The organism is Geodermatophilus sp. URMC 65 (assembly GCF_053502545.1).
Window position 1 is genome coordinate 1,786,895 of the sequence record NZ_CP199954.1, and the last position, 24,777, is coordinate 1,811,671.

At 75.9% G+C, this 24,777-nt stretch carries 14 protein-coding genes; 5 read left to right on the top strand and 9 right to left on the bottom strand.

Annotated elements, in window-relative coordinates:
• Positions 1–89: 89 nt before the first annotated feature.
• Positions 90–755, top strand: coding sequence for a 4'-phosphopantetheinyl transferase family protein (locus tag ACWIX7_RS08665; RefSeq protein WP_448621139.1), 666 nt, complete (start codon positions 90–92; stop codon positions 753–755).
• Positions 752–3,679, top strand: a complete 2,928-nt coding sequence (locus ACWIX7_RS08670; protein ID WP_448621140.1) for an acetoacetate--CoA ligase — start codon at positions 752–754, stop codon at positions 3,677–3,679. The genes ACWIX7_RS08665 and ACWIX7_RS08670 overlap by 4 nt, the downstream gene beginning before the upstream one ends.
• A 63-nt stretch (positions 3,680–3,742) precedes the next feature.
• On the opposite strand, the gene mfd is transcribed toward ACWIX7_RS08670, so the two are convergent.
• The 5 genes from mfd to ACWIX7_RS08695 all read right to left on the bottom strand — a co-directional run bounded on the left by mfd (position 3,743) and on the right by ACWIX7_RS08695 (position 10,787).
• The gene (gene mfd, locus ACWIX7_RS08675; protein WP_448621141.1) at positions 3,743–7,279 is read right to left on the bottom strand and encodes a transcription-repair coupling factor; all 3,537 of its coding nucleotides are present in this window, start codon (positions 7,277–7,279) and stop codon (positions 3,743–3,745) included.
• 109 nt (positions 7,280–7,388) lie between these two features.
• The gene (locus ACWIX7_RS08680) at positions 7,389–8,144 is read right to left on the bottom strand and encodes a polysaccharide deacetylase family protein (RefSeq protein ID WP_448621142.1); all 756 of its coding nucleotides are present in this window, start codon (positions 8,142–8,144) and stop codon (positions 7,389–7,391) included.
• Positions 8,141–8,626, bottom strand: coding sequence for an adenylyltransferase/cytidyltransferase family protein (locus ACWIX7_RS08685; RefSeq protein ID WP_448621143.1), 486 nt, complete (start codon positions 8,624–8,626; stop codon positions 8,141–8,143). Before ACWIX7_RS08685 ends, ACWIX7_RS08680 begins: the two co-directional genes overlap by 4 nt.
• Before the next feature lie 86 nt (positions 8,627–8,712).
• Positions 8,713–9,354 (bottom strand): arsenate reductase/protein-tyrosine-phosphatase family protein, encoded by a 642-nt coding sequence (locus ACWIX7_RS08690; RefSeq protein WP_448621144.1) that lies wholly within the window; start codon positions 9,352–9,354, stop codon positions 8,713–8,715.
• 2 nt (positions 9,355–9,356) lie between these two features.
• The gene (locus ACWIX7_RS08695) at positions 9,357–10,787 is read right to left on the bottom strand and encodes a polysaccharide biosynthesis tyrosine autokinase (protein ID WP_448621145.1); all 1,431 of its coding nucleotides are present in this window, start codon (positions 10,785–10,787) and stop codon (positions 9,357–9,359) included.
• 253 nt (positions 10,788–11,040) lie between these two features.
• Here ACWIX7_RS08695 and ACWIX7_RS08700 point away from each other — a divergent pair, with 253 nt between their 5' ends.
• From ACWIX7_RS08700 to ACWIX7_RS08710, 3 genes are all read left to right on the top strand, one after another.
• Positions 11,041–13,425, top strand: coding sequence for a hypothetical protein (locus ACWIX7_RS08700; RefSeq protein WP_448621146.1), 2,385 nt, complete (start codon positions 11,041–11,043; stop codon positions 13,423–13,425).
• A 149-nt stretch (positions 13,426–13,574) separates the two neighbouring features.
• Positions 13,575–14,570 carry a glycosyltransferase family 2 protein gene (locus ACWIX7_RS08705; protein WP_448621147.1) on the top strand — a complete coding sequence of 332 codons (996 nt, stop codon included), beginning with the start codon at positions 13,575–13,577 and terminating at the stop codon, positions 14,568–14,570.
• Positions 14,554–16,095, top strand: coding sequence for a lipopolysaccharide biosynthesis protein (locus ACWIX7_RS08710; RefSeq protein WP_448621148.1), 1,542 nt, complete (start codon positions 14,554–14,556; stop codon positions 16,093–16,095). Before ACWIX7_RS08705 ends, ACWIX7_RS08710 begins: the two co-directional genes overlap by 17 nt.
• Positions 16,096–16,167: 72 nt before the next feature.
• Here the strand turns inward: ACWIX7_RS08710 and ACWIX7_RS08715 are convergent, their stop codons facing one another.
• The 4 genes from ACWIX7_RS08715 to ACWIX7_RS08730 form a co-directional block, all read right to left on the bottom strand.
• The gene (locus tag ACWIX7_RS08715; RefSeq protein WP_448621149.1) at positions 16,168–16,914 is read right to left on the bottom strand and encodes a polysaccharide deacetylase family protein; all 747 of its coding nucleotides are present in this window, start codon (positions 16,912–16,914) and stop codon (positions 16,168–16,170) included.
• Positions 16,911–17,909 carry a glycosyltransferase family 2 protein gene (locus ACWIX7_RS08720; RefSeq protein WP_448621150.1) on the bottom strand — a complete coding sequence of 333 codons (999 nt, stop codon included), beginning with the start codon at positions 17,907–17,909 and terminating at the stop codon, positions 16,911–16,913. Before ACWIX7_RS08720 ends, ACWIX7_RS08715 begins: the two co-directional genes overlap by 4 nt.
• Positions 17,906–20,035 carry a glycosyltransferase gene (locus ACWIX7_RS08725; RefSeq protein WP_448621151.1) on the bottom strand — a complete coding sequence of 710 codons (2,130 nt, stop codon included), beginning with the start codon at positions 20,033–20,035 and terminating at the stop codon, positions 17,906–17,908. Before ACWIX7_RS08725 ends, ACWIX7_RS08720 begins: the two co-directional genes overlap by 4 nt.
• A 272-nt stretch (positions 20,036–20,307) precedes the next feature.
• Positions 20,308–24,735, bottom strand: coding sequence for a PKD domain-containing protein (locus ACWIX7_RS08730; RefSeq protein WP_448621152.1), 4,428 nt, complete (start codon positions 24,733–24,735; stop codon positions 20,308–20,310).
• Between the last annotated feature and the right edge of the window lie 42 nt (positions 24,736–24,777).

The window sequence follows — 24,777 nt, forward strand, 5'->3', positions numbered from 1 at the left end:
CAGGAGCCGATAGCCCAGGAGGGTGTCCGCACCGGCCCCTCCCCCCGACGAGGGATCCGCCCGGAGCACCCGGCTGCCAGCATCGCGGCATGCCGCCGTCCGCTCCCTCGTCGTCCTGCGAGCCGCGGGCGGACGTCGTCGTCCGGCTCGTCGACCTGGCCGCGGCAGACGACGAGCTGGCCCTCGCCCTGGCGGTGCTGAGCCCCGCCGAGCTGGCCTGCGCGCGGCGCGGCACCCCCGCGGTCCACCGGCGCCGGGTGCTGCTGCGCGCCGCCCTGCGCACCGCCCTCGCCGCCGAGCTGGGCACCGGCCCCGCCGGTGTGCCCCTCACCGCCACCGCCACGGGCCGCCCGCAGCTGCCGGCGGCCACCGCCGTGGACGCCAGCTGCTCGGCCAGTGGCCCGCTCGGGATCGTCGCCGTCGGCCGTGGCTGCCGGGTGGGTGTGGATCTGGAGCGTCTGGCCCCGTGGACGCCCGACGTCCTCGACGAGGGCTGGCTGGACCGCACCGAGCAGCAGGCGCTCACCGCCCTCCCGGAGCCCGCCCGACCGCTCGCGGTGACCCGCGCCTGGACCCAGAAGGAGGCCGTCCTCAAGGCCCGCGGCACCGGCCTGCGCGACGACCCGGCGGCCACGGTCACCGTCATCGGGCGCGCTGAGGGCACGGTGGCCGGCTGGACGGTCCGGGACGTGCCCGTGCCTGACGGATGGGTGGCCAGCCTCGCCACCGCCCCCGACGAGGAGACCCGTAGATGACGCTCGCCCCCACCGTCCCGCAGCTCGCGCTGTTCCGGGCCCGCTGCGAGGACGCGGCCGGCGCCGCGCTGGACGCGCCCGGCGCCCTGCACGCCTTCTCCGTGGACCGGCCGGAGGTCTTCTGGCGCACGCTGCTGGAGTGGACGGAGCTGCCGTGGTCCGGCTCGGCCGACGTCGTCCGCACCGACGGGGACGTCGAGAGCGCGCGGTTCTTCCCCGACGTCCGGCTGAACTACGCCGAGGCGCTGCTGCGGACCCTGCCCGGCGTCACGGACGACGCCCCCGCGGTCACCGCCATGCACGCCGGACGGCCCGCCGACACCCTCACCCGCGGGCAACTGCGCGAGCAGGTCCGGGCCACGGCGGCCGCGCTGGCAGCGGCGGGGCTGCGGTCCGGGGACCGGCTGGTGCTGGTGGCCCCGCACGACGCCCGGACGATCGTGGTGGCGCTGGCCGCCGCGGCCCTGGGCGCCGCGGTCTCCACCGCCGCCCCGGACATGGGCGCCGCGGCCCTGCTCGGGCGCTTCGAGCAGGTGGAGCCGGCGCTGCTCGTCCTCGACCGCGCCGCCATGGGCGGGGCGACGGCGGACGCCCTGGTCGCCGGCCTGCCCACCGCGCGGGGGCTCGTCGTCCTCGACGACCTGCCGCTGCCCGGGGGGACGCTGCCCGCGGACCGGCTGGCCGACCTCGTCGACGGGGCCGGCCCGGCACCGGCGTGGGAGCGGCGGCCCTTCGACCAACCGCTGTTCGTGATGTTCTCCTCGGGGACCACCGGCCCGCCGAAGGCGATGGTGCACGGCGCGGGCGGCACGCTCCTCGAGCACGTCAAGGAACACCGGTTGCACGGCGACCTGACGCCGGCGGACACGCTGTACTTCCACACCACCACCGCCTGGATGATGTGGAACTGGCAGCTGTCGGCGCTGGCGGTGGGCGCGCACGTGGTCACCTACGACGGCCCGGTCACCGGTCCGGAGACGCTGTGGGAGCTGGTCGCCGCGCACGGGGTGACCGTCTTCGGCACCAGCCCGGCCTACCTGCAGCTGTGCCAGGACGCCGGCTACCGACCGGCCGCCCAGGTCGACCTGTCCCGCGTGCGCGCGGTGCTGTCGACCGGCGCGGTCCTGCACGACTGGCAGTTCGACTGGGTCGCCGAGCACGTCGGCCCGGTGCCGCTGCAGTCGATCTCCGGCGGCACCGACATCATCGGCTGCTTCGTGCTGGGCAGCCCGGAGGCGCCGGTGCGCCGCGGCCGCAGCCAGGTCCGCAGCCTCGGGCTGGACGTGGCCGCGGTCGACGAGGACGGGACCGAGGTCGTCGGCGCCGTCGGCGAGCTGGTCTGCCGCAACGCCTTCCCCTCCCGCCCGGTCGGGTTCCTCCGCGACCCGGACGGCGCCCGCTTCCACGCCTCCTACTTCGCCGAGCACCCGGGGATGTGGACCCACGGCGACCTGATCGAGTTCGACGCCGATGGCTCGGCCCGGCTGCACGGGCGCTCCGACGGCGTCCTCAACATCGACGGCGTCCGCATCGGGCCGAGCGAGATCTACACCGTGCTGCGGGGGCTGCCCGAGGTCGCCGATGCCATGGCCGTCGAGCAGCGCGACCCCGACCGGCCCGGGGCGACGCGGATGGTGCTGCTCGTCGTGCTGCGCGGGGGGGCGGTGCTCTCCGGCGGACTGGACCGGACGATCCGCCGCCGGCTGCGGGAGCAGGCCTCGTCCGCGCACGTGCCGGCGCTGGTGGTCGCCGTCCCGGAGCTGCCGGTGACCCACAACGGCAAGCGCTCCGAGCGGGCCGCCCGCGACGCGGTGAACGGCGACCCGGTGGCCAACGCCGACGCGCTGCGCTCCCCCGGCTGCCTCGAGGCGATCCGGGTGGCCGTGGCCGCCGCCGGTGCCGCCGTGGGCACCTCCGCGGCGGACGACGGCGACCCGCTGCTGCAGGCGGTCACCGCGCTGTGGGGCGAGGTGCTGCAGACCGGGGGCATCGGTCCCGACGACGACTTCGGCGACCTGGGCGGGACCTCCCGGCAGGTGCTGAGCCTGCTGCGGCGGGTCCGGCTGGACCTGGGCGCCGACGTGCCGCTGCAGGTGTTCGCCGACGAGCCCACGCCGCGGGGCCTGGCCCGGGCCGTGGCCGCCGCGACCCCCTACGAGGACGGCGGCGTGGCGGTGCTGCGCGCCGGGACGGGTCGGCCGGTCGTCCTGGTCGCCGACGCCTGGGGCCAGCTGAACCTCTACGCCGGGCTGGTGCGCCGGCTGGCGACCGACCGGCCGGTGCTGGGCCTGCAGCCGCGGCTGACCGGTCCGGACGGGGGGCACTGGGCGATCGAGGAGGTCGCCGCCCGCGCGCTGACCCAGCTGCGCGAGGTGCAGCCGGAGGGGCCCTACAGCCTGGTCGGCTACTCCTTCGGCGGTCTGGTCGCGGCCGCGATGGCGACGTCCCTGGAGGCGGACGGCGAGCCGGTCGCCTGGCTGGGGCTGCTCGACGTCCGCCCGCCCCGGGCGGCGCTGGGCCGCCGCGAGCTCGCCGCCCAGCGCTGGCTCGGGCGGCTGCGCACCCTGCTGTCCGGCCGCGCGGCAGCGGCACTGCGGAACCGGCTGCGCCCCTCGCCCCCCACCGGTCCGGCCCCCTCGGCGGCCGCGGTCGCGGACCCGGAGCTGGCGTTCTTCGCCCGGTCCGAGGCGGTCGGCGAGGCCTTCCGGCCCGGGCCGGTCAGCGCCCCGGTGACCTTCTTCCTCGCCGAGGGTTCACGGCCCACCGTCCGCGGGACCCTGTCCGCCTGGCGGCGGGTCGCCCGGGACCTCGCCGTGGTCGTCGTGCCCGGCCACCACGGCGACGTCGACGACGACCGGGTGGGCATGCTCAGCGAGCAGCACGTGGGCACGCTCGCCGCCCGGGTCTCCGCCGCGCTGCGTTGACCGGAGTCGGCCCCGTCCCGGGTCCCGCCCCGAGCTGGCGAGGGGTGGGGACGGGGCCCTCCCTCAGGCGGCCACCGGCTGCTCGAGCAGCGCGGCGAGCAGCGAGTGCAGGTGGTCCAGCAGGGCGACGTCGCGCAGCGGCGTGCGCCGGTCCGGGCCGACCGGCACCTTGAGCGAGATGGTGTCGACGGCGGACTTGTAGGTCGCGCCGTCGGCCAGCCGGGCCAGCCGCATCTGCCTGGACTCCGGCAGCCGGACCGGTGAGATCCGGATCGCCCGGCCCTGCATGGACACCTCGGTGATCCCCCACTGCCGGACGGCAGCCCGGAAGCGCGCCACGGCGAGCAGGTTGAGCACCGGCGCCGGCGGGGTGCCGTAGCGGTCGGTGAGCTCGTCGAGCACGGCCTGCGCCTGCTCGTCGGACTGCACCGAGGCCACCTTGCGGTAGGCCTCCATCCGCAGCCGCTCACCGGGCACGTAGTCGTGCGGCAGGTGCGCGTCGACCGGCAGGTCCACCCGGACGTCGGCCGGCTCGGCCGGCGGCTCCTCCCCGTTGAGCTGCGCCCGGTAGTCGGTGACCGCCTCGCCGACCAGCCGCACGTACAGGTCGAACCCGACGCCGGCGATGTGCCCGGACTGCTCGCCGCCGAGCAGGTTGCCCGACCCGCGGATCTCCAGGTCCTTCATGGCCACCGCCATGCCGGCGCCGAGGTCGGTGTTGTGCGCGATGGTGGTCAGCCGGTCGACCGAGGTCTCGGTCAGCGGCCGCGTGGGGTCGTAGGTGAAGTAGGCGTACGCCCGCTCCCGGCCGCGGCCGACCCGCCCTCGGATCTGGTGCAGCTGGGAGAGGCCGAAGGTGTCGGCCCGGTCGACGATCAGGGTGTTGGCGTTCGGGATGTCCAGGCCGGACTCGACGATCGTCGTCGCGACCAGGACGTCGTACTCCTTCTCCCAGAAGCCGACCATGATCCGCTCGAGCTCGTGCTCCTTCATCTGCCCGTGGCCGACCGCGACCCGGGCCTCGGGCACCAGGTTGCGGATCTTCGCCGCGGCCTTGTCGATCGACTGCACCCGGTTGTGGATCACGAAGACCTGGCCGTCGCGCAGCAGCTCGCGGCGGATCGCGGCGGCCATCTGCTTGTCGTCCCAGGCGCCCACGTAGGTCAGCACCGGGTGCCGCTCCTCGGGCGGGGTGAGGATCGTCGACATCTCGCGGATGCCGGTCAGCGACATCTCCAGCGTGCGCGGGATCGGGGTCGCCGACATCGACAGGACGTCGACCGCCGTCCGCATGGTCTTCAGGTACTCCTTGTGCTCGACGCCGAAGCGCTGCTCCTCGTCGACGATGACCAGGCCCAGGTCCTTCCACCGGGTGGTGGGCTGCAGCAGCCGGTGGGTGCCGACGAGCACGTCGATCGTGCCGTCGGCGAGCTGCGCCAGGAGCTGCCGCGTCTCGGCGTCGGACTGGAAGCGGGACAGCACCTTCACCGTCACGGGGAACTGCGCGAAACGCTCGGAGAAGGTCTTGAAGTGCTGGTTGGCCAGCAGCGTCGTCGGCACCAGGACGGCGACCTGCTTGCCGTCCTGCACCGCCTTGAAGGCCGCCCGCACCGCGATCTCGGTCTTCCCGTAGCCGACGTCGCCGCAGATGATCCGGTCCATCGGGACCGGGTTCATCATGTCGACCTTGACCTCGTCGATCGCGGCGAGCTGGTCGGGGGTCTCGTGGAACGGGAAGGCGTCCTCGAGCTCGCGCTGCCAGACGGTGTCCGGGCCGAACGCGTGGCCCCTGGTCGCCATCCGCGCCGAGTACAGCCGGATCAGCTCGGCGGCGATCTGCTTGACCGCCTTGCGCGCCTGGCCCTTGGTCTTCTGCCAGTCCGCGCCGCCGAGCTTGGACAGCGCCGGGGCCTCGCCGCCGACGTAGCGGGTCAGCTGGTCGAGGGCGTCGGTGGGCACGAACAACCGGTCCGGCGGCTGGTTCCGCTTGCTGGGCGCGTACTCGACGATGAGGTAGTCGCGCTGCCCGCCGTTGACGGTGCGGCTGACCATCTCGATGTAGCGGCCGATGCCGTGGTGCTCGTGGACGACGAGGTCCCCGGGCTGCAGCTGGACCAGGTCGACGGCGTTGCGCCGGCGCGCGGGCATCTTCACCGAGTCGCGCATCGAGGTGCCGCGCTGCCCGGTGAGGTCGTGCTCGGTGAGCAGCGCCAGGCCGACGCCGGGGAAGGCGAAGCCGGCGTCCAGGCTGCCCTGTGTGACGTGGGTCAGCCGCGGCTCGGGTGCCGTCGCGATGTCCGGGACCAGCCGCGCGCCGAGGTCGGCCTCGGTGAACTGGTCGGTGGCGCGCTGCGCGGGGCCGGGACCGGCGAAGGTCACCACCACCCGCCAGCCGTCGCGGGACCAGGTGCGCAGCTGCTCGATCGCGCGCGGGACGTCGCCGGCGAAGCGGTCGACCGTCGTCGCGTCCAGGGTGACGTGGGTGTCGTCGTCCTCGCTCTGCAGCGTGAAGGCGCCGGTGCCCCACCACGGCAGGCCGCGGCCGCGCGCGGCGGTCTCGACGTCCTCCAGGGACCGGAACGACGAGGCGCCCAGGTCCAGCGGGGCCTCGCCCGCCTCGGCGGCGGTCGCCCACGACGCGGCGAGGAACTCCTCGGCGGTGCGCACCAGGTCCGCGGCGCGGCTGCGCACCCGCTCGGGGTCGCACACCAGCACGTGGGTGCCGGCGGGCACCAGGTCGGTGAGGAGCTGGAGGTCGCCTTCGATCAGGGCCGGGGTCAGCGACTCCATGCCCTCGACGGCGATGCCCTCGGCGAGCTTGCCGAGGACGTCGAGCAGGCCCGGGTGCAGGTGCGCCAGCTCGGCCGCGCGGGCCCGCACCTCGTCGGTGAGCAGCAGCTCGCGGCACGGCGGGGCCCACAGCCGCTCCGGGCGCTCGTCGAGGGAGCGCTGGTCGGCCGCGGAGAAGTAGCGCAGCTCGTCGACCTCGTCGCCCCAGAACTCCACCCGGACCGGGTGCGGTTCGGTGGGCGGGAAGACGTCGAGCAGGCCACCGCGGACGGCGAACTCGCCGCGCTTCTCCACCAGCTCCACGCGGGTGTAGGCGGCGTCGGCCAGGGCGCGCGCGACGTCGTCCAGCTCGGCGGTGTCCCCGGGTCGCAGCTCGACCGGCACGAGGTCGCCCAGCCCGGGGGCGAGCGGCTGCAGCACGCTGCGCACCGGCGCGACGAGCACGTCGACCACCCCGTTGACCCCCGGATGTGTCAGGTCGCGCAGCACCGCGAGCCGGCGGCCCACGGTGTCCGCCCGGGGGGAGAGCCGCTCGTGCGGCAGCGTCTCCCAGGCCGGGAAGACCTCGGTGCGCCGGTCGGGCAGGAAGCAGCGCAGCTGGTCGGCGACGGCGTCGGCGTCCCGCTCCCCCGCCGTGACGACGAGGACGGGCACCCCTGCCCCACCCCGCTTCGCGGCGAGCGCCGCGACGACCAGCGGCTGCACGGACGGCGGCGCGGTGACCGCCAGCTCGGCGTTCCCTGCGGCGGCCACGACACGGGCCATGCCGGGGTCGGTGAGGACGACGTCGAGCACGCCGCGGAGGGTCACGAGAGGTCGCTCCTGGAGTCCGGTGGCCGCACACGTCGCGCCGGGTGCGCGGGGGGCCGTTCCTCCAGGTTAGTCCGACCCGTGCCACCCGGCGCGGCCGTCGGGCAGCTCAGACCGCGGAGGGGACGCCGCGCATGCGCAGCGAGTGCCGGGCGAGTCTGGCCAGCAGGTGCGGTGCGCCGTCGCCCGGGGCGACGTAGGAGCGCGGCAGGGTGAAGCGGTCCCCGGGCAGGAAGTCGCCGGTCACGCAGGCGTGGTCGTACCCCGCTGCGCGGACCGCGTCGGCGGCGGCCGCGTCGAAGTAGCCCCACGGGTAGCAGAAGCCGGGCACCTCGGCCTGGAGCACGTCCTCGAGCACCCGGCGGCTGCCGGCGACCTCGCGCTCGAGGGCGGCCGCGTCCGCACCCCGCAGGTCGGCGTGGGTGAGGGTGTGGCTGCCGACCTCGTGGCCGGCCGCGGCCACGGCCCGCACGCCGTCGGCATCGAGCAGGTGCAGCCGCGGACCGTCGTCCCACGCGTTCTGCCCGCCGAGGAGCCCGGCCACCACGTAGAGGGTGGCGGTCATCCCGTGCCGGGCGAGGACGGGGACCGCGTGCTCGACGAAGTCGGCGTACCCGTCGTCGAACGTGAGCCCGACCAGCCCCGCCCCGGCACCCCGCTGCTGGGCGTCGAGCAGCTCGGCGAGCGAGACGCCCCGCAAGCCGAGCCGGCGCAGCAGCCGCAGGTGCCGGTCGAGCCGGTCCGGGGTGACCCGGACCCGGTGCGGGTCGGGCCGGCCGGCCGGGCGGATCGAGTGGTACATCAGCACCGGCGGGATGCGCAGGCGCCGCCGGTCAGCGGCCAGCTGCTCGGCCGGGACGGTCACCGGCGGCCGTCCCCGGCCAGCACGGTGCCCCGGGTCCCGCGGGACTCCCGACCCGCCGTGCCGCCCTCGAGCGCGACGAGCGCCCGGCGCAGCGCCGTGCTCGAGGTGTGCACGGTGTAGGGGAAGTAGCGGACCTCGACGCCGACGGCGGCGAAGTCCCGCTCCAGCCGGTCGCCCTTCCCCGTGCCGCGCCAGTCGTCGCCCTTGAAGATGACGTCGAAGCCGACCTCGCGCCAGGTGTCGATCTTGTCGGGGACGACCTCGGCATGGACCTGGTCGACCATGCGCAGGCTGCGCACGATCTCCATCCGCTCGGCCAGCGGGATCACCGGCGCCCGCCCCTTGGTCAGGACGAGCATCTCGTCGGAGACGACGCCGGCGATGAGGTGGTCGCACTGCTGGGCGGCGTGCCGGAGCAGGTTGAGGTGGCCGATGTGGAACAGGTCGTACGCGCCCGGCGCGTACCCGATCACTCGAGACATGTGCGTTTCTCCCCCGTGGCAGCACGTGCTGCGTCATCCCGTCCAGTGCACCAGGAGCGACTACGGACGGTCATCGCCCTGAGGGGTCATCCACCCGAACGTGCGTAGTCCGCCCGGGGAGGGATCCCGCCGTCCGGTGACGTACCGTCACCGGAGTGGATCGCGAGGACGTCGAGGAGCACCTTGACCGCGGCCTCGATCCGGGTGAGGGCGCGGACGAAGACGTCGTCGGGCCGCCCGTAGGGGTCCTCGACGTCGTCGTCCCGGGCACCGGTGCGCAGCGCACGCAGCCGAGGCGCCCCGGCGACCAGGGCGGCGAGCCGGCCGGCGGGGTGCTGCTCCTCCGGCAGGTCGCCGGCCAGCCGGGCGAGCTCGGCGAACTCCTGCAGGGTGAAGGCCCGCCGGACGGTCGCCGGGGCACGGGTCACCACCGCCGACCGCTGAGCGGCCGTCATGGTCAGCACCAGCCCGGTCGAGCGCAGCTCCGGGGGCTGCAGCTGGCGGGCGACGAAGCCGCCCGGGTCGACGCCCCGGGCGGCCAGCAGCCGGGCCATGGCCGGGGCGACGGGTTCGCCGGCGCGCGCCGCGAGCCCCGCACTGGACACGGCGACCCCCGCGTCCTCGCCCAGCCCCGCACGGAGCAGCAGCTCCGCAGCCGGGGAGCGGCAGATGTTGCCGGTGCACACCACCAGCAGCGGGAAGGGCGGCCGGACCACCGTGGCGGCCACGCTCAGCCGACGGGCTGCTTGCCGGCCCGAGTGGCGCGCGCGTCCGGCACCCGGGCAGCCGGCGCGGCGGCGCCCTCGTTGCGCCCGTAGGAGTACGACTCCTCGTCCCGGCGGACCTGGTTGAGGACGACGCCCAGGACGCGGGCCGAGACCTGGTCCAGGTCGCCCAGCCCCTGGACCAGCTGACGACGCCGGACCCGACGGGCGTTGGCCACCACGACCACACCGTCGACGACCCGGGACAGCACGCTGGCGTCGGCCACCGGGAGCACGGGCGTGGTGTCCACGACCACGTGGTCGTACCGCACACGCAGGTCCGCGAGCAGGCGTCGCATCGCCGGCGAGCCCAGCAGCTCCGCCGGGTTCGGCGGCACCGCCCCCGACGGCAGCACGCGCAGGCCTGCCGAGCCCCAGTCCTGGACGACGTCGTCCACCTCGGCCAGCCCGGCCAGCACCGTGGTCAGCCCGACGCCGCCCTCGATGCCGAGGACGTCGGCGACCGCCGGGCGGCGCAGGTCGGCGTCCACCAGGAGGACCCGGGCGCCGGTCTCCGCGAGGGTCACGGCCAGGTTCGCCGCGACGGTGGACTTGCCCTCGGCCGACAGCGACGAGGTGACGGCCACGACGTGGCCGCCCACCCCCACTGCGGCAGAGCCGTCGTCGGCGACGCGCAGGAACTGCAGGTTGGTCCGCAGCTGGCGGAAGCTCTCCGCCGGCGGGCTGTGCGGCGCTGCGGCGACCACGACCCGGCCGGTGCCCGCCGACCAGGCCGGCACGCTGCCGACGACCGGGAGGTCGGTCAGCTCGGACACCACCTCCGCGTCGCGGACCCGGGTGTCCAGGGCCTCCCGCAGCCAGGCCAGCCCCAGACCGGCCAGCAGGCCGACGACGAGCCCGGCGGCCAGGGCCAGCGGCACGTTGGGCGAGGCCGGCTCGGCCGGCACCTCGGCAGGGGCCACCGTCGTGGCGACGACGGTGGCGTTGCCCGCGGCGTCCTTGGGCGCGATGCGTTCCACGACGTCGGAGAGGGAGGAGATCACCGCGTTGGCGAGCGTGGCGCTGCGCTCGGGCGAGCCGTCGGTCACGGTGACCTCGACGATCACCGTGCTCGTCGGCACGGTGGCCTGCACCCGGTCGGCCAGGTCGGCCGGGGTCATGGTGAGGCGGAGGGAGTCGATGACCGGCTGGAGGACCTCCGGCGTCGTCGCGAGCTGGGCGAAGGACTCCACCTGGTTCTGCGCGTAGGTCGAGCCCTGCACCAGGTCGGAGGCGGAGCTGCCGGAGACCAGGGAGAAGAAGGCGCCCGCCTTCGCCTGGTAGGTGACCGGCGCGCTCCAGGCGTACCCCAGGCCGCCGAGCAGCCCGACGACGGTCACGACGAGGATCGAGATCCACCGCCGACGGAGCACGTGCAACGGCCCTCTGGTGTTCACGCCTGACTCTCCTCCATCTGTGCACGCGAGCGGGAGCGGGTGCCCGCCGCCCGCCGGACCGGCCCCCACCCGGTCGTCCGGCGGTCGGGGCCTCACTGGCAGTGAGTGTGCTGCTGCGGACGGCTGACGGACGGCGCCCCGGCCCGGAAGCCACCCGATGGGGTCATGCGCGGGCTCGGATCCGGTCCGGACCGGCGGAACGGCCCGGAACGCGGGCCAAGATGTCCGCCGGACGTCAGGAAGGGGGCTGACCATGGAGTTGAGGGACTACGCACGGGCGATCGCCGGCCGGTGGGTCTGGGTGGTGGCGGCCGGTGCTGTCGGCGTGCTCCTCGCCGTCACCGTCGGCCTGCTGTCCCCGGCCGCCTACCAGGCCGACGTCACGCTGTACGTGGACGCCGCCCTCGTGGAGGAGGAGCAGGACCCGTCCTCCGCCGCCGAGGTCCGGACGACGGTGCTGCCGTCGGTCGCCGAGCTGGCGACCTCGGCGTCGGTGCTCGGCGAGGTGGCCGACACCCTCGGGCTGCCCGACTCCCCGGCCGCGCTGGCGGGCGACCTCGACGTGGCGACCGACGACGACGTGGCCGTCCTGCACGTCGCGGTGACCCGGGCGACCCCCACCGAGGCCGCCGCCGTGGCGGAGGCCGTCGGGGCCGAGGTCCGGCGGCGCGCCGGCCTGCTCTTCTCCGGGACCGACGGGCCGATGCTGTCCGTGACCCTCGTGCGGGACGCCGCGGGAGCCGTCCCCGCGTCCCGGTCGGTGACCGTCCTGGCCGTGCTCGGTGCGGTCGCGGGCGCCGGCGTGGCCGGACTCGTCGCCGGCCTGGCCGAGCTGGCCCGCCCGCGCGTCCGCGGACGCGGCGACGTGGCCCGGCTGACGACGGCACCGGTGCTCGGCGTGCTGCCCGCGGACGGCCCGCCCCCGGGACGCCGTCCGGCGAGGGCGCGGCGCAGGACCGGTGACGCCCCGCAGCGCGCGGAGGAGGTGGCGCGGCTGCGGTGGGCCCTGCGGTCCGCCACCGGCGACGAGGAGGGACGGCGGATCGCGGTTGTCGGCGCGGCTGCTGGCGCAGCACCGCTCGCCGGGGAGCTCACCGCCCCGGGGCTGGACGTGGTCGCGGTCGATGACCCGCGGTCGCTGCCGTCGGCCGGCCGGTGCGACGGCGTACTGGTGGCCGCCGACGGCCGGACCACCACGGCCCGCCGGCTCGAGGCGACGCTGGGCGCGGTCCGCGCGTCCGGGGTGCCGCTCGCCGGTGTCGTCGTGGACGGCCTGCTGCGACCCGGAGCCGGGTGGCGGGCCCGGCTGCGCGCCGGCACCCGCGGGAACGCGACATGGCGGCTCGACGGCCGTCCGGCGGCCGGCGGGGGTCGTGCGGCCACGGTGGCCACCCGGGTGACCGCGGTGCTGGCCGTCGCCGCGGTCGGGTTCACGCAGCCCCTCCCGATGGGTCTGTCGGCCGGGCTGCTCGCGGCGGTCGCCCTGCTGCCGCTCTGGCTCCCCGTCGTCCGGCGCTACCACGGCATGACGCTGCTGGTCGTCCTGGCCGGCGTGGGCCTGCTGTGCGGGGCCCTGCTGGCCTGGTCGTACGCCGCCGACCACGCGTTCGCCCCGCACGAGGCCGTGGTGCGCGCCGCCATGGTCCTGGGCACGGTCGGCGGGGTCGGTGTGCTGCTCTGGGCGCGCGGCCTGCTGCCGATCCCGGTGCTGGGCACCGCCTTCGGCCTGGCCATGCTGGGCACCGAGCTCGCGGAGATGTCCGGGTCGGAGAACATCTGGAAGTTCCAGCTGTCCTCCCCGCTGATGGTCGTCGGGATGGCGCTCGCCGCCCGTTGGGGGAAGCCCCTGGTCACCGTCGCGGTCCTCGGCGTCCTCGGTCTGCTCGACATCACCCACGACGCCCGCAGCGCGTTCGGGTTCTGCGCGGTGGCGGCCGCCCTGGTCCTCTGGCAGCAGCGCCCCGGGCGGGACCGCGTCGTCCCCCGGCGACGGCAGCTGCTGGCGCTCCCGGTGATCGGTGTGCTGGGCACCGCCGGGTACTGGCTGCTCAGGGAGCTCATGCTCGCCGGGGCGCTCGGTGCCGAGATCCAGGCGCGGACGGCCACCCAGATCGCGCAGTCCGGCTCCCTGATCCTCGGGGGCCGGCCGGAGTGGACCGCCACCTGGGCGCTGATGCAGGTCCACCCGTTCGGCTTCGGCCTCGGCACCGTCCCCAACAGCGTGGACGTGGCCGTCGGCGAGGCCGGGATCGCGGTCACCAACATCCCGACGGCCGACTCCTACCTCCGCAACTACATGCTCGACGGCGGCGTGCAGCTGCACTCGATCGTCGCGGACCTGTGGGCGGGGCTGGGGCCGGCCGGTGTGCTGCTGGGGCTCGCCACGGGCGCCCTGGTGGTCATCGGGCTCGCCGACCGGCTGCGGCGCCGACAGGCCTCCGGGCTGGTGTGCCTGGCCGTCCCGATGGCGCTCTGGGGCCTGCCCTTCGGTCCGATGGCGAGCAACGTGGACACCCTCACCCTGGCGCTCGGCCTCCTCCTCCTGGCCCGTGGCCCCCAGACGGGGGACGGTGCGCCCGACCCGGCGGCCGACGCCGAGCCGGCGGGGCCGCCGCCGCGGCCGCTGGTCGCCGCGTGACCGCGCGCCGGCGCCACGCGGCGGAGGCCGGGGTCCCGGCCGGCGCGGTGGGTGGGACACGGAACGGCGGACCGGGCGGAGCGCCGGTCCCGACGGGAAACGGGGAAGACGTGTCAGGAGACGGCATCCCGGGGGGCACGGTCGTCGCCGTGCTCACCTACCGGCGGACGCACCTGCTGCCCCCGCTGCTGGCCGAGCTGGTCGCCCAGGCCGGGACCGTCGAGCCCCGGGCGGAGGTCGTCGTCGTGGACAACGACCCCGGGGGCAGCGCCGCGGACGTCGTCCTCGGCTGGGCCGGACGGGGCGTCCGGTACGTGCACGAGCCCCGGCCGGGCATCTCCGCGGGCCGCAACCGGGCGCTGGCCGAGGCCGGGGACGCCGAGGTGCTGGTCTTCTTCGACGACGACGAGCACCCCTGCCCGGACTGGCTGGCCACCATCGTCGGTGCCTGGCGCGACTGGGGCTGCGCCGCGGTGGCCGGGCCGGTGGGCGCCCAGCTCGCCGTCCCGGCCGAGCCCTGGGTGCTGGGCACCGGGGTGTTCGACCGCCCGACCCGGCCGACCGGCACGTCGGTGCGCGGCGCCGGCGCCGGCAACCTGCTGCTGGACCTGCACCGGGTCAGCGCGCTCGGGCTGCGCTTCGACGAGCGGCTGGGCCTGGTCGGGGGCGAGGACACCTTCTTCACCCACGCCCTGGTGCACGCCGGCGAGGAGATCCGCTGGTGTGACGAGGCGGAGGCGGTCGAGTTCGTCCCCGCCGAGCGGCTGACCCGGCGCTGGGTGCTGCGGCGCTGCTTCCGGTCGGCCGGATCGTGGAGCCGCGCGGAGGTCCTGCTGGCCCCCGGCCGGGCCGGTCGGTGGCAGGTCCGGGGCAGCGTCGTCGCCAAGGCGGCGGTGCGCGTGGTGCAGGCGCTGCTCGCGCTGACCGCTGCGACGGTGACCGGCCGGGCCGGCGCCCGCGGCCGCGCGGCCAGCACCCTGGCGAGCTACGCCGGCCTGGTCGTCGGGGCCTTCGGTTACACCGTCGGCGAGTACGCCCGGCCGGCCGCCGCGCCCCGCTCCCCGGCCGTCGGGCCGGTGCCCGCCGCCGCCCCGGCCCCGGCCCCGGCCGGAGCGCAGGAGCGGGACCGTGTCGTCGTCCGCTGACGACGGCGGCGCGCGGGCCGTCGTCCTGCCGTCCCCCGACGCGGGTCCGCCCCCCGGTCCGACCGGCACCGGGGACGGCCTCGGCCGCGTCGCCGCCCGCGGCGCCGGGGTGACCCTGGCCGGCCAGGGCGCGCGCATCCTGCTGCAGCTGGCCTCGGTCACCGTGCTCGCCCGCCTGCTGGACCCTCGCGACTACGGCCTGTTCGCCATCGGCCTGGTCGTCGTGGGCATCGGCGAGGTCGTCCGCGACCTCGGTCTGTCCACCGCGGCCATCCGCGCTCCCTCGCTCAGCCGGCTCCAGCGGGACGGGTTGTTCTGGCTCAACACCGCTGCCGGCGTCGTCCTGGCACTGGCGGCCGTCCTCGCCGCCGAGCCGGTGGCCGCCACCTTCGGCGAGCCGCAGCTGGTACCGGTGATCCGCCTCCTGGCGGTCACGTTCCTGCTCAACGGGCTGGTGGCGCAGTACCGGGCCGGGCTCACGCGCGACCTGCGCTTCGGCGCGCTGGCCAGTACCGACGTACTGGCCCAGGTGCTCGCGCTCACCACCGCGGTCGTCACCGCGACCCTCGGTGCCGGGTACTGGGCCCTGGTCGCCCAGCAGCTCACCCAGGGCGCCGTCGTCCTGGTCACGGCCGTCGCGCTGGCCCGCTGGCTGCCCGGCCGGCCGCAGCGCGGCGCCGGCCTGCGCCCGTTCCTGCGCTTCGGCGGCGGGGTCACCGGTACCCAGCTCGTCTACTACCTCGGCAACAACCTGGACAACATCGCCCTCGGGCTGTGGGCCGGGCCGGCCGCGCTGGGGGTCTACAACCGCGGCTACCAGCTGCTGATGAACCCGCTCAACCAGGTCCGCGCCCCCGCGAGCAACGTGGCGATCCCGGTGCTGGCGCGGCTGCAGGAGGACCCGGCGCGCTCCGGCGAGTACCTGCGCCGCGGTCAGCTGGCCCTCGGTTACACGCTGGTGGCCGGCATGGCGCTGGGCGCGGGCGCGGCGGTCCCGCTGGTCGACCTCGTGCTGGGCGACCGCTGGGCCGCGGTGGCTCCGGTCCTGGCGCTCCTGGCGGTGGCCGGCAGCGCGCAGACCCTCGCCTACGTCGGCAACTGGGTCTACCTGTCGCGCGGCCTGTCCGGGGCCCTGCTGCGCTACACGGTGGCGACGCTGGTGCTCAGCGCCGCCTGCATCGGCATCGGCAGCCGCTGGGGGGTCGTGGGCGTGGCCGCCGGGTACGCCGCAGCGGCCGTGCTCGAGTGGCCGCTGTCGCTGTGGTGGCTCTCCCGGGTCACCGTGATCCCGGTGCGGCCGCTGCTCCTCGGCGCCCTGCGGGTCAGCGCGTGCGCCGTGGCGGCCGGCGGAGCGTCCTTCCTGGGCACCGAGCTGGTCGCCGGAGCGCACCCGGTGCTGCGGATCGCAGCCGGTGTCATGGGCGGGCTGGCGGTCTACGGGGCAGCCGCTGCGCTGCCGGTGGTCCGCGCCGACCTGCGCGGCGTGGCCGCGTGGGCCCGGTCGATGGCCGGCCGCGGCCGCTGACCCCCGGAGACGCCCACGACGCACGAGTCCCCGGCCGGGCAGCAGCCCGACCGGGGACCGGTGCGCTGGAGGTCAGCCGGGGAACCACGTCTCCCGGACCAGTCCCCCGTCGCCGAGGGCCTGTCCCAGGGAGCGGGCCCGCAGGCCCCGGACGGCGTAGCCGTCGAGGACGGCCGCGATCAGCTCGCCGCGGTCGAACGTCGGCGGTGGCCCGTCGCACGCGCCGTCCTCGGGGCCGGCGAAGCCGTCGTGCGCCAGCACGATCGACCCGCGGGCGACCCCCTGCAGCGACTTGTCCAGGCGCTCGGCGTCGGACACGTCGCTCTTCCAGTCCCACGTCGTGGGGCCCCACAGCACCGGGAGCATCCCGGCGGAGGTCACCGCCCGCCAGTTGCGCACTGTCTGCCGGCCGTAGGGCGGCCGGTACCACCGGACCGCCTGCCCGACGGCGTCCTCGAGCTCGGCCCTGCCGTCACGCACCAGCCGTCCCACCTCCTCCGGAGGGAGGGTCGGCAGCGCCCGGTGGTCGACACCGTGCAGGGCCACCTCGTGCCCCGCAGCCACGACCTCGTCGAGCAGGCTCCGGTACCTGCGCACCCGGGTGAGCAGCACGAAGAACGTCGCGCCGGCACCCGCGTCGGCCAGTGCCGACAGCACCCGGTCGGTGCCGCCGGGCTCCGGGCCGTCGTCGAAGGTCAGGACGACGTCGGGTGCGTCCGTGCGCACCTCGACCGCCGAGCCGAGCAGGACCCCGGCACCCCGCCGGACCGTGCGTCGGGCCGCTCTGACCGTGTTCCGGGCGGTCGTCGCCGCACTCATCGGGCTCCTCTCCACGACAGCCGCCACCGGCGGCCGCTCCGCGCGTACTCCTCGAAGACCACGCCGCAGGCGGCGCCGACCATCCCGGCGCCGCGGCACAGCGCCCGCAGGCCCCGCGCCCGGTGCCGGTCGGAGCGCACGAGCGCGCCCCACACCCACCGGCCCGCGCCCCCGGCCACCCGGAGCAGCCCCCGGGCCGTCCCGCGCAGCCGCACCGCCGGGCGGGCCCCCGGCCCGTCGACGAGTCGCAGCTCGGTGAGGACGGCGGCGTTGCCGTGGCTCCACGCCCGGGTGAGCACCCAGGACCGGGTCATCCGCGACAGCGGCACGCGGTCGACGGCGACGGACTCGTCGCACCAGACCATGCGCCCGCCCGCGCGGGCCAGCGTGCGGCTGAACAGCGTGTCCTCGCCGCCGCCGAGCCCCAGCGCCGAGGAGAAGCGGACGCCGAACCGCCGGATCTGCTCCAGGTCGAGCAGCAGGTTCCCGGTCGCGGCGACGTCGATCCCGGTACCGGTGGGCAGGCTGCGGCGGACGAAGAAGTCCCCGGCCCGGATCCACGGGTCCAGCTCGCCGGCGTACTCGGCCAGGATGCGGCCGGACACCGCCGCGGCGCCGGTGGCCGCCCAGGTCGTGACGAGGGCGTCCAGCCAGCCGGCCAGCGGCCGCTCGTCGTCGTCGATGAATGCCAGGAGGCGGCTGCCCGCGGCCTCGTCGATGGCGCGGTTGCGGACGGCGGCGATGCCCGGCGTCGGCTCGGCGACGTACCGCAGCTCGGGTGCGGCGAGCTCGGCCACGACCGCCGCGCCGCTGCGCTCGGGGTCGTTGTCCACCACGAGGACGTCGGCGACGTACCGGTCGGCGATCCCGCGTGCCTGCTCCAGCAGCAGCGGCAGCGCCGCGCGCAGGTCGTCGGGGCGTCGGTAGGTCGGCACGGCGACGGTGATGCGCACCGTCTCGGTGGCGGTCCCCGGGAGCGCCCCGGCGAGGCTCACGCTCGTCCGCCGCGGGTCACCGGGGGACCGGCCGGTCGGGCGAGCCCGACCGCGTCGGCCAGCCGTGCGGCGAACCGCCCGACGGCATGCCGCTCCCGCGCCTCGGCGGCGTCCCGGGTGGCTGCCTTCCGCACCCGCGGCCAGTCGCCGACCAGCGCCTGCACCGCGTCGGCCCACTCCGCGGCCCGGCCCGGGGCGGCCACCCGGACGCCCTCGTAGCCGGCGGTGGCCTCGCGCAGCCCGCGCAGGTCGCTCACGACGACCGGCCGGCCGGCCATCACGGCCTCGACCGCGGTGTTGCCGAAGGACTCGTCGAGCACCGAGGGCACCAGCACGACGTCGGCCTGCTGCAGGACCGGCCACACGTCGGGCACGAACCCGGTGAACTCCACCCGGCTGCTGAGCCCCGCGCGGCGCACCGCGTCGCGCAGCCGCACCTCGAACCACTCGTAGCCGCCGAACACCGAGCCGGCCAGGGTGAGCCGGGCGTCGACGCCACGGTTCAGCAGCTCGTGCAGGACCTCGACGGCGACGTCGGCGCCCTTGCGGGGCGAGAGCCGGCCGACGAAGAGCAGCCGCACCGGACCCTCCAGCCGCTCGCGGGCGGGGTCGGGGGCGGCCAGGCCGGGCACGGGGTTGGGCACGACGGTCGTCCGCCCGGCGAGCGCCGGGACGAGCCCGGTGACCACCTCGGCGGTGAACCGGCTGTTGGCCACCACGGTGTCGGCCGCGAGCAGCGGCGCCAGCAGCAGCCGTTGCAGCACGGCCGGGCCCGGCCACTCCGCCTCGTGCACGTGGCAGACGATGCGGCGGCGGGCCAGCCGGCCGAGCAGCAGCCACCAGGGCAGGACCGTTGTGTTCACGTGGACGACGTCGGCGCGGTGCAGCAGGACCAGCGCGGGGAGCACCCCCCGCACGGCGTCGCCCAGCAGCCGCAGGGCGCCGGCCGGCCGGAACACCGCCTTGCGCAGGACCGGCATCGGACACGGCACGACGCGGGCGCCGCGGGCCTCGAGCTCGGCGACCAGCGGGCCGGGTCCGGGCAACGCCACCGTCACGGCGTGCTCGCGCAGCAGCGCGCCGACCGACTCGAGCAGCACCCGGTCCGAGCCGTACAGCTCGGCGCCGGGGTGGACCACCAGCACGGATGGGCGCGCCGGGGTCCGCCGCGGGCCGCGGAGGAGCGCGGGCAGGACCCGGACCAGGCCCGCGAGCGCGCCGCGCGCCGCCGCCCAGAGCAGCGACGGCGTCTGCAGCAGCTGCCGCCGTCCGCCCCGGAGCAGGATCTCCCAGCTGACCGCCGGGGTGGTGAGGACCCAGCGCAGCAGTGCCCGCCGGTCGAGGTTGCGGGCGGCGAAGACCAGCCGGTTGCGGCAGTTGTAGCGGTAGTAGAGGGCGGACTTGGCGCGGCCCCGGCGCGGGCCGTGGGTGCCGCCCTCGTCGTGCACGGCCACCAGGTCCTCGCGCAGCACCACGGTGGCGCCGGCCGCGACCGCCCGGTAGCCGAGGTCGACGTCCTCCCAGTACAGGAAGTAGTCCTCGTCGTAGCCGCCGATCCGGGTGAACAGCTCGTCGTGAACGACCACGCAGGCGCCGCAGAGCCAGTCACCGGGGTCGTCGGTGCGCGGTCCGTCGGTGCCGGGTCGGCGCCGGACCCGGCCGTCGCGCAGGTCGGTGCGCGCTGCGAGGAACACGACCTCGCCGTCCGAGGAGAGCAGCCGCGGGCTGATGATCGACAGCGGCTCGCGCAGGCTCTGCGCCCGCAGCTCGGCCACGACGGCGGGCGTGATCACCGCATCGGGGTTGAGGAAGAGGAAGGTGCGGCAGCCCAGCTCCCGGGCGGCCGCCACGCCCGCGTTGCAGGCCGCGCCGAAGCCGCGGTTGTCGGGCATGCCGACGACGTGCCAGCCGGAGGCGGCGCCGAGCTCGAGGACGGCGCGCCGGTTGGCCTCCGAGGAGAAGTTGTCCACGACGACGACGCGCACGTCGCCGCTCGGCAGGCCGGCCGGTGCGAGGTTGCGCCGGAGCAGCTCCACGCTGCCGTACGAGACGACGACGACGCCGAGCGGCGCTCCGTCGTCCGGTCCGGCGTCCGGTCCGCTGGGCGCGAGTGCGGTCACCGTCACGGGAGCTGCCTCCCGCCGGCCTCGTCCGTCCTGCCCTGATGGCCGGTCAACACAGTGGTGCCCCCTCCCCCGTTCCGGGCTCGGAGCCGTGTCCGGCCGACCCGGTGTGCTCATCCTCCGGTCGGCCGAATGCCCCGTCTTCCCTCGGAGGGGTGACTCAGACCTGCTGGTCCGCCCTCCCGAACGCCGACGAGCGGACCGGCCCGCAGGCCGGTCCGCTCGTCCGATCCGTAGGCCGGGGGCGGGGGAGCGATCCCCCCGCCCCCGAGCCGTCACGGCGTGGTGCCCGGAGCCCCCACCCACACGTCGTCCACGCGCAGGGTCTGGGCGCGGCCTGAGGTCGAGGACTCGTACAGCTGGACTCGCAGGTCACCGGCCCGCTGCAGCGCCGCCGTGGTGTCGGTGGCGGTCACCTGCCAGGTCGCCGGCTCGGCCGACCCCGCCAGCCAGGCCTTGGCCCGCAGCGCCGTCGACCCGTTGCCGACCGTCTCCAGCCGCACCGTCACCACGGTCCCCGCGGTGTAGGTGCCCGCCAGCCGGTAGGACCCCATCGTGGTCTCCGCCCCGTTGACCGCCGAGACCAGGCTCAGCGTCATCGAGCCGGTCGCGCTGAACCGGATCTGCGCGTCGTACCGGGTGGTCCCGACGGTGCGGGACGCCAGGGACACGTAGCTGCCGCCACCGGCCGGGGCCTGCGCCAGCGCGACGTCGGCCTGCAGGACGACGTCCCGGCCGGCGATCGCCAGCTGCCCGCCCCGGGTCGACCCTGCGTTCGCGCTGAGCCGGGCGACCCCGTCGGCCACCGTGGGGTTGGCCGAGGTGCCGGTGATGGTCCAGTCGCCACCGCGCTCGGCGGTGCCCCAGCCGTCGGCCACGGTGCGGCCGAAGGTGTCGCGGGCGATCGCGGTGTCCGCCGGGGGCTCGACCACGACCGGCGCCTGCACCGTGACGGCCCTGCTCACCGTGCCGGTCGCACCGGCGGCGTCGGTCACCGTCAGCTTCACCGTGTAGGTGCCGCCGGCCGCGTAGGTGTGCGACGCCGTCGCCCCGGTCCCGGTGGAGCCGTCACCGAAGTCCCACGCGTGGGAGGCCACCGGCCCCTCGGCGTCCCGGGACCCCGAGCCGTCCACCGACACCGCCAGCCCGCTCACCGCGGAGGTGAACGCCGCCGTCGGAGCCGTGTTCGCCGGCTGCTCGGGTGCCGTCGGCGCGCTCACCGTGACGGCCCTGCTCACCGTGCCGGTCGCCCCGGCCGCATCGGTCACCGTCAGCTTCACGGTGTACGTGCCGGCCGCCGCGTAGGTGTGCGACGCCGTCGCCCCGGTCCCGGTGGAGCCGTCACCGAAGTCCCACGCGTGGGAGGCCACCGGCCCCTCGGCGTCCCGGGACCCCGAGCCGTCCACCGACACCGCCAGCCCGCTCACCGCGGAGGTGAACGCCGCCGTCGGAGCCGTGTTCGCCGGCGGAGCGGCCACGCCCAGCTGCGCGACTTGCAGGTTGTCCATCCGCAGGGTCTGGGCGCTGGTGGCCGTCGTGGAGTGGTAGAGGTCCGCCCGCACGGTGCCGGCCTGCTGCAGGCCCGCGGTCGTGTCGGTGGCGCTGACCTGCCAGCCCGCCGGCTCGGCGGAGGCGGAGTCCCAGGCCTTGGCGCGCAGCGCCGTCGACCCGTCGCCGACCGCCTCGAAGCGGACCCGCAGCACGCTGCCCGGCGCGTAGGTGGCGGGCAGCCGGTAGGACCCGAGCACGGTCTCCGTGCCGTTGACCACGCTGGTCAGGCTGACGGTCACGGAACCGGACGCACTGAACCGGAGCTGCGTGGTGTACCGGGTGGTGCCGACGATGCGGCTGCCCAGCGACACGTAGCTGCCGCCGCCGGTGGGGGCCCGCTCCAACAGCACGTCGGCCTGCACGGCCACGTCCAGCACCGAGACCGGCAGCGTTGCCGCACTGGTGCCCCCCACGGCCGCGGACAGCCGCCCGGACCCGCCGGTCACCGTGGCGTTGGCCGAGGTCCCGGTGACCGTCCAGGCGCCGCCGAGGTCGGCGGTCCCCCAGCCTCCGGTGACGTCCCGCCCGAAGGCGTCCGACGCCACGACCGTGCCCGCCGGCGGCGTCGGCGCGCTCACCGTGACGGCCCTGCTCACCGTGCCGGTCGCCCCGGCCGCATCGGTCACCGTCAGCTTCACGGTGTAGGTGCCGCCGGCCGCGTAGGTGTGCGACGCCGTCGCCCCGGTCCCGGTGGAGCCGTCACCGAAGTCCCACGCGTGGGAGGCCACCGGCCCCTCGGCGTCCCGGGACCCCGAGCCGTCCACCGACACCGCCAGCCCGCTCACCGCGGAGGTGAACGCCGCCGTCGGAGCCGTGTTGGGCGCCTGCCCGGTCGTCCCGGCCCGGTGGTGGTCGGCCATCTCCGCGGCGGAGAGGGCACGGGAGTAGACGGCGACCTCGTCGATCTGCCCGGCGAACCAGTCCAGACCCGTGGCCCAGCTGGTGTCGCCGCCGACCCGCCAGTAACCCGTGATGGGGTTGGCGGTCGTCACGTCCGTGCGGCTGCTGACCAGCGCGCCGTCGACGTAGAGCGCCAGGCCGCTGGGGCTGAGGGTGCCGGCGACGTGGTGCCAGCGACCGTCGTTGAACGCGGCGGTGCTCTGCACGGTGCGCTTGGCCCCGTTGTACACGCCGAAGTACACCCGGCCCTGCGCGTCCATGTAGACGTGCCGGTCGTAGGACGTGCTCAGACCGGTGCGCGCGTTGCCGAAGCCGACGATCTTCCCGCCGCCGGTGGTCGTGGTCTGGAACCACGCCTCCACGGTGAAGACCTGCGGGCTGGCCTGGGCGGTCTGGGTGGCGGCGGAACCGGCGGAGGTCCCGTTGAACCGGTACGCCTTGTCCCCGTCGCCGGCGATCGCGCCGGTGACGTTGCGGGTCACGCCGGAGCCGACGGTCATGTTGTTCGGACCGGCGTAGTCGTAGGCCGTCGTGCCGGACGTCTCGCCCAGGCGCCAGTGGTCGACCGCGCCGTCGCCGTCCACCATCGTGTCGTAGGGACGGCTGGCGCTGCCGGCGCTGCCGGACGGGACGGTCGCCGTGATCGTGCTGGAGGTCAGGCTGTTGCCGAACGCGTCGACGGCGACGACCCGATAGGTGTGCGAGCCCGCGGTGGCACCGGTGTCCGAGCAGCTGTACGTCGGCAGCTTCCACCACCGCGACGGCTGCACGACCTCGCAGGCCGGCGTCCCGGTCGTGCCGTCGCGGTGGACGCGGTAGGTGAGGTACTCGTTGTCCTGGTCCCAGACGGCCGGCCAGGAGACCCGCACCGCGCCCGGGTTCATCGTGGCCGTGGGGGCGAACGTCCCCGACGTCCGCGGCTTGACCTTGTTCGGCGCCGCGGTCGGCAGGGCGAAACGCACCAGGCCCTGCTGGGCGACGTCGTTCACGAACGGGAACTCACCGCCGTAGACGACGTACTGCGAGTTGGCCGAGACCGTCCAGCCGGCCTGGAACTGACCGGTGAAGCTGCCGGCGTCGAACAGCGGGTGCCACGCCAGGTGCGCGGGGGCGGGCTGGCCGGCGAGCCGGCCGCCGTTCCAGTTGTTGGCGGTGGTGTTGACGCCCGCCGCCGCGATGCTGAAGGCGTTGGCGTGCCAGAAGCTCCTCGGGTCCGTGTCGGCGAAGCTGCCGATGTTGCGGCAGTCGTGCGCGTGCGACGCCGTGTAGACGGCCCCCTTCATCGGGAAGGAGGAGTAGGTGTCCCCGCGGCAGTCGGCGAACCAGCGGACCGTGCCGCCGTTGGCGCTGGCGGCGAAGGTGCCCTCGAGGTCACCCGGGCCGAAGTAGTCGTAGGCGGTGCCGTACACGTTGGTGCCGTCGGTGCTGAGGCTGTAGACGGCGGAGTTGATGCCCTGGTTGGTCAGGTGGCCGTTCAGCGCGAACGTCTTGGTGGCACCGGTCGTGGCGTCGAGCGCCCCCACGCCGGTGGCCTTGGTGCCGTTCAGCGAGTCGAACCGCCCGCCGACGACGACCTGGTTGGTGCCGGCCAGGACCATGGCCATGACGTCCCGGCTGGTCGTGGTGTTGCCGTCCCGGTTGCCGGCCGTCGAGCCGACCCCTGGCTGCGGCGCCCACGCCAGCAGCGCGCCGTCACTGGCCCGCGCGGCCGCGAGCCGGTTGCGCGCGGAACTCCCGACCGCGGAGAACTGACCCCCGAAGTAGACGGTCGTGTTGGTGGCCGCGATCGCCCGCACCTGGCTGTTGGCGGACGGGCGGAACGAGCTGACCAGCTGCCCCGTCGCCGTGTCGTACGCCGCGATCCGGTTGCGGACCTGACCGTTGGCCTGGGTGAAATCGCCGCCGACGTAGAGGCGGGAGCCGTCCGGCGAGACCGCCAGCGCCACGGCCTGCGCGTTGAGGCTGGGCGCGAAGGAGGTGATCAGCTCGCCGGTGCGGATGTCGTAGGCGAGCAGGTTGTTGCGCGGCGTTTCTGACGTGCCCGCGCGGGCTCCGGCCGGGCGCGCGCTGGTGAACCTGCCGGCGACGTAGACCGTGTTGCCGACGACCGTCTGCGCCCACGCGACGCCGTTGATCTGGACCGTGGGCAGCGGGTCGGCGCTCACCGTGGTGGGCGTCGTCGGGGCCGCCGCGTCCAGCGGCGCGGTGTCGGCCAGGGCGGATGCCGGCAGTGCCGCCGTCCCGACCCCCACCAAGAGGCTGAGGAGGCCGGCCAGGAGGGGCTTCCCCCAGGC

What these genes read in the sequence shown, in the direction of transcription:
- ACWIX7_RS08665 (WP_448621139.1), top strand. Translation starts at nt 90, where the DNA reads ATGCCGCCGTCCGCTCCCTCGTCGTCCTGCGAGCCGCGGGCGGACGTC.
- ACWIX7_RS08670 (WP_448621140.1), top strand. Translation starts at nt 752, where the DNA reads ATGACGCTCGCCCCCACCGTCCCGCAGCTCGCGCTGTTCCGGGCCCGC.
- ACWIX7_RS08685 (WP_448621143.1), bottom strand. Translation starts at nt 8,626, where the DNA reads ATGTCTCGAGTGATCGGGTACGCGCCGGGCGCGTACGACCTGTTCCAC.
- ACWIX7_RS08700 (WP_448621146.1), top strand. Translation starts at nt 11,041, where the DNA reads ATGGAGTTGAGGGACTACGCACGGGCGATCGCCGGCCGGTGGGTCTGG.
- ACWIX7_RS08715 (WP_448621149.1), bottom strand. Translation starts at nt 16,914, where the DNA reads ATGAGTGCGGCGACGACCGCCCGGAACACGGTCAGAGCGGCCCGACGC.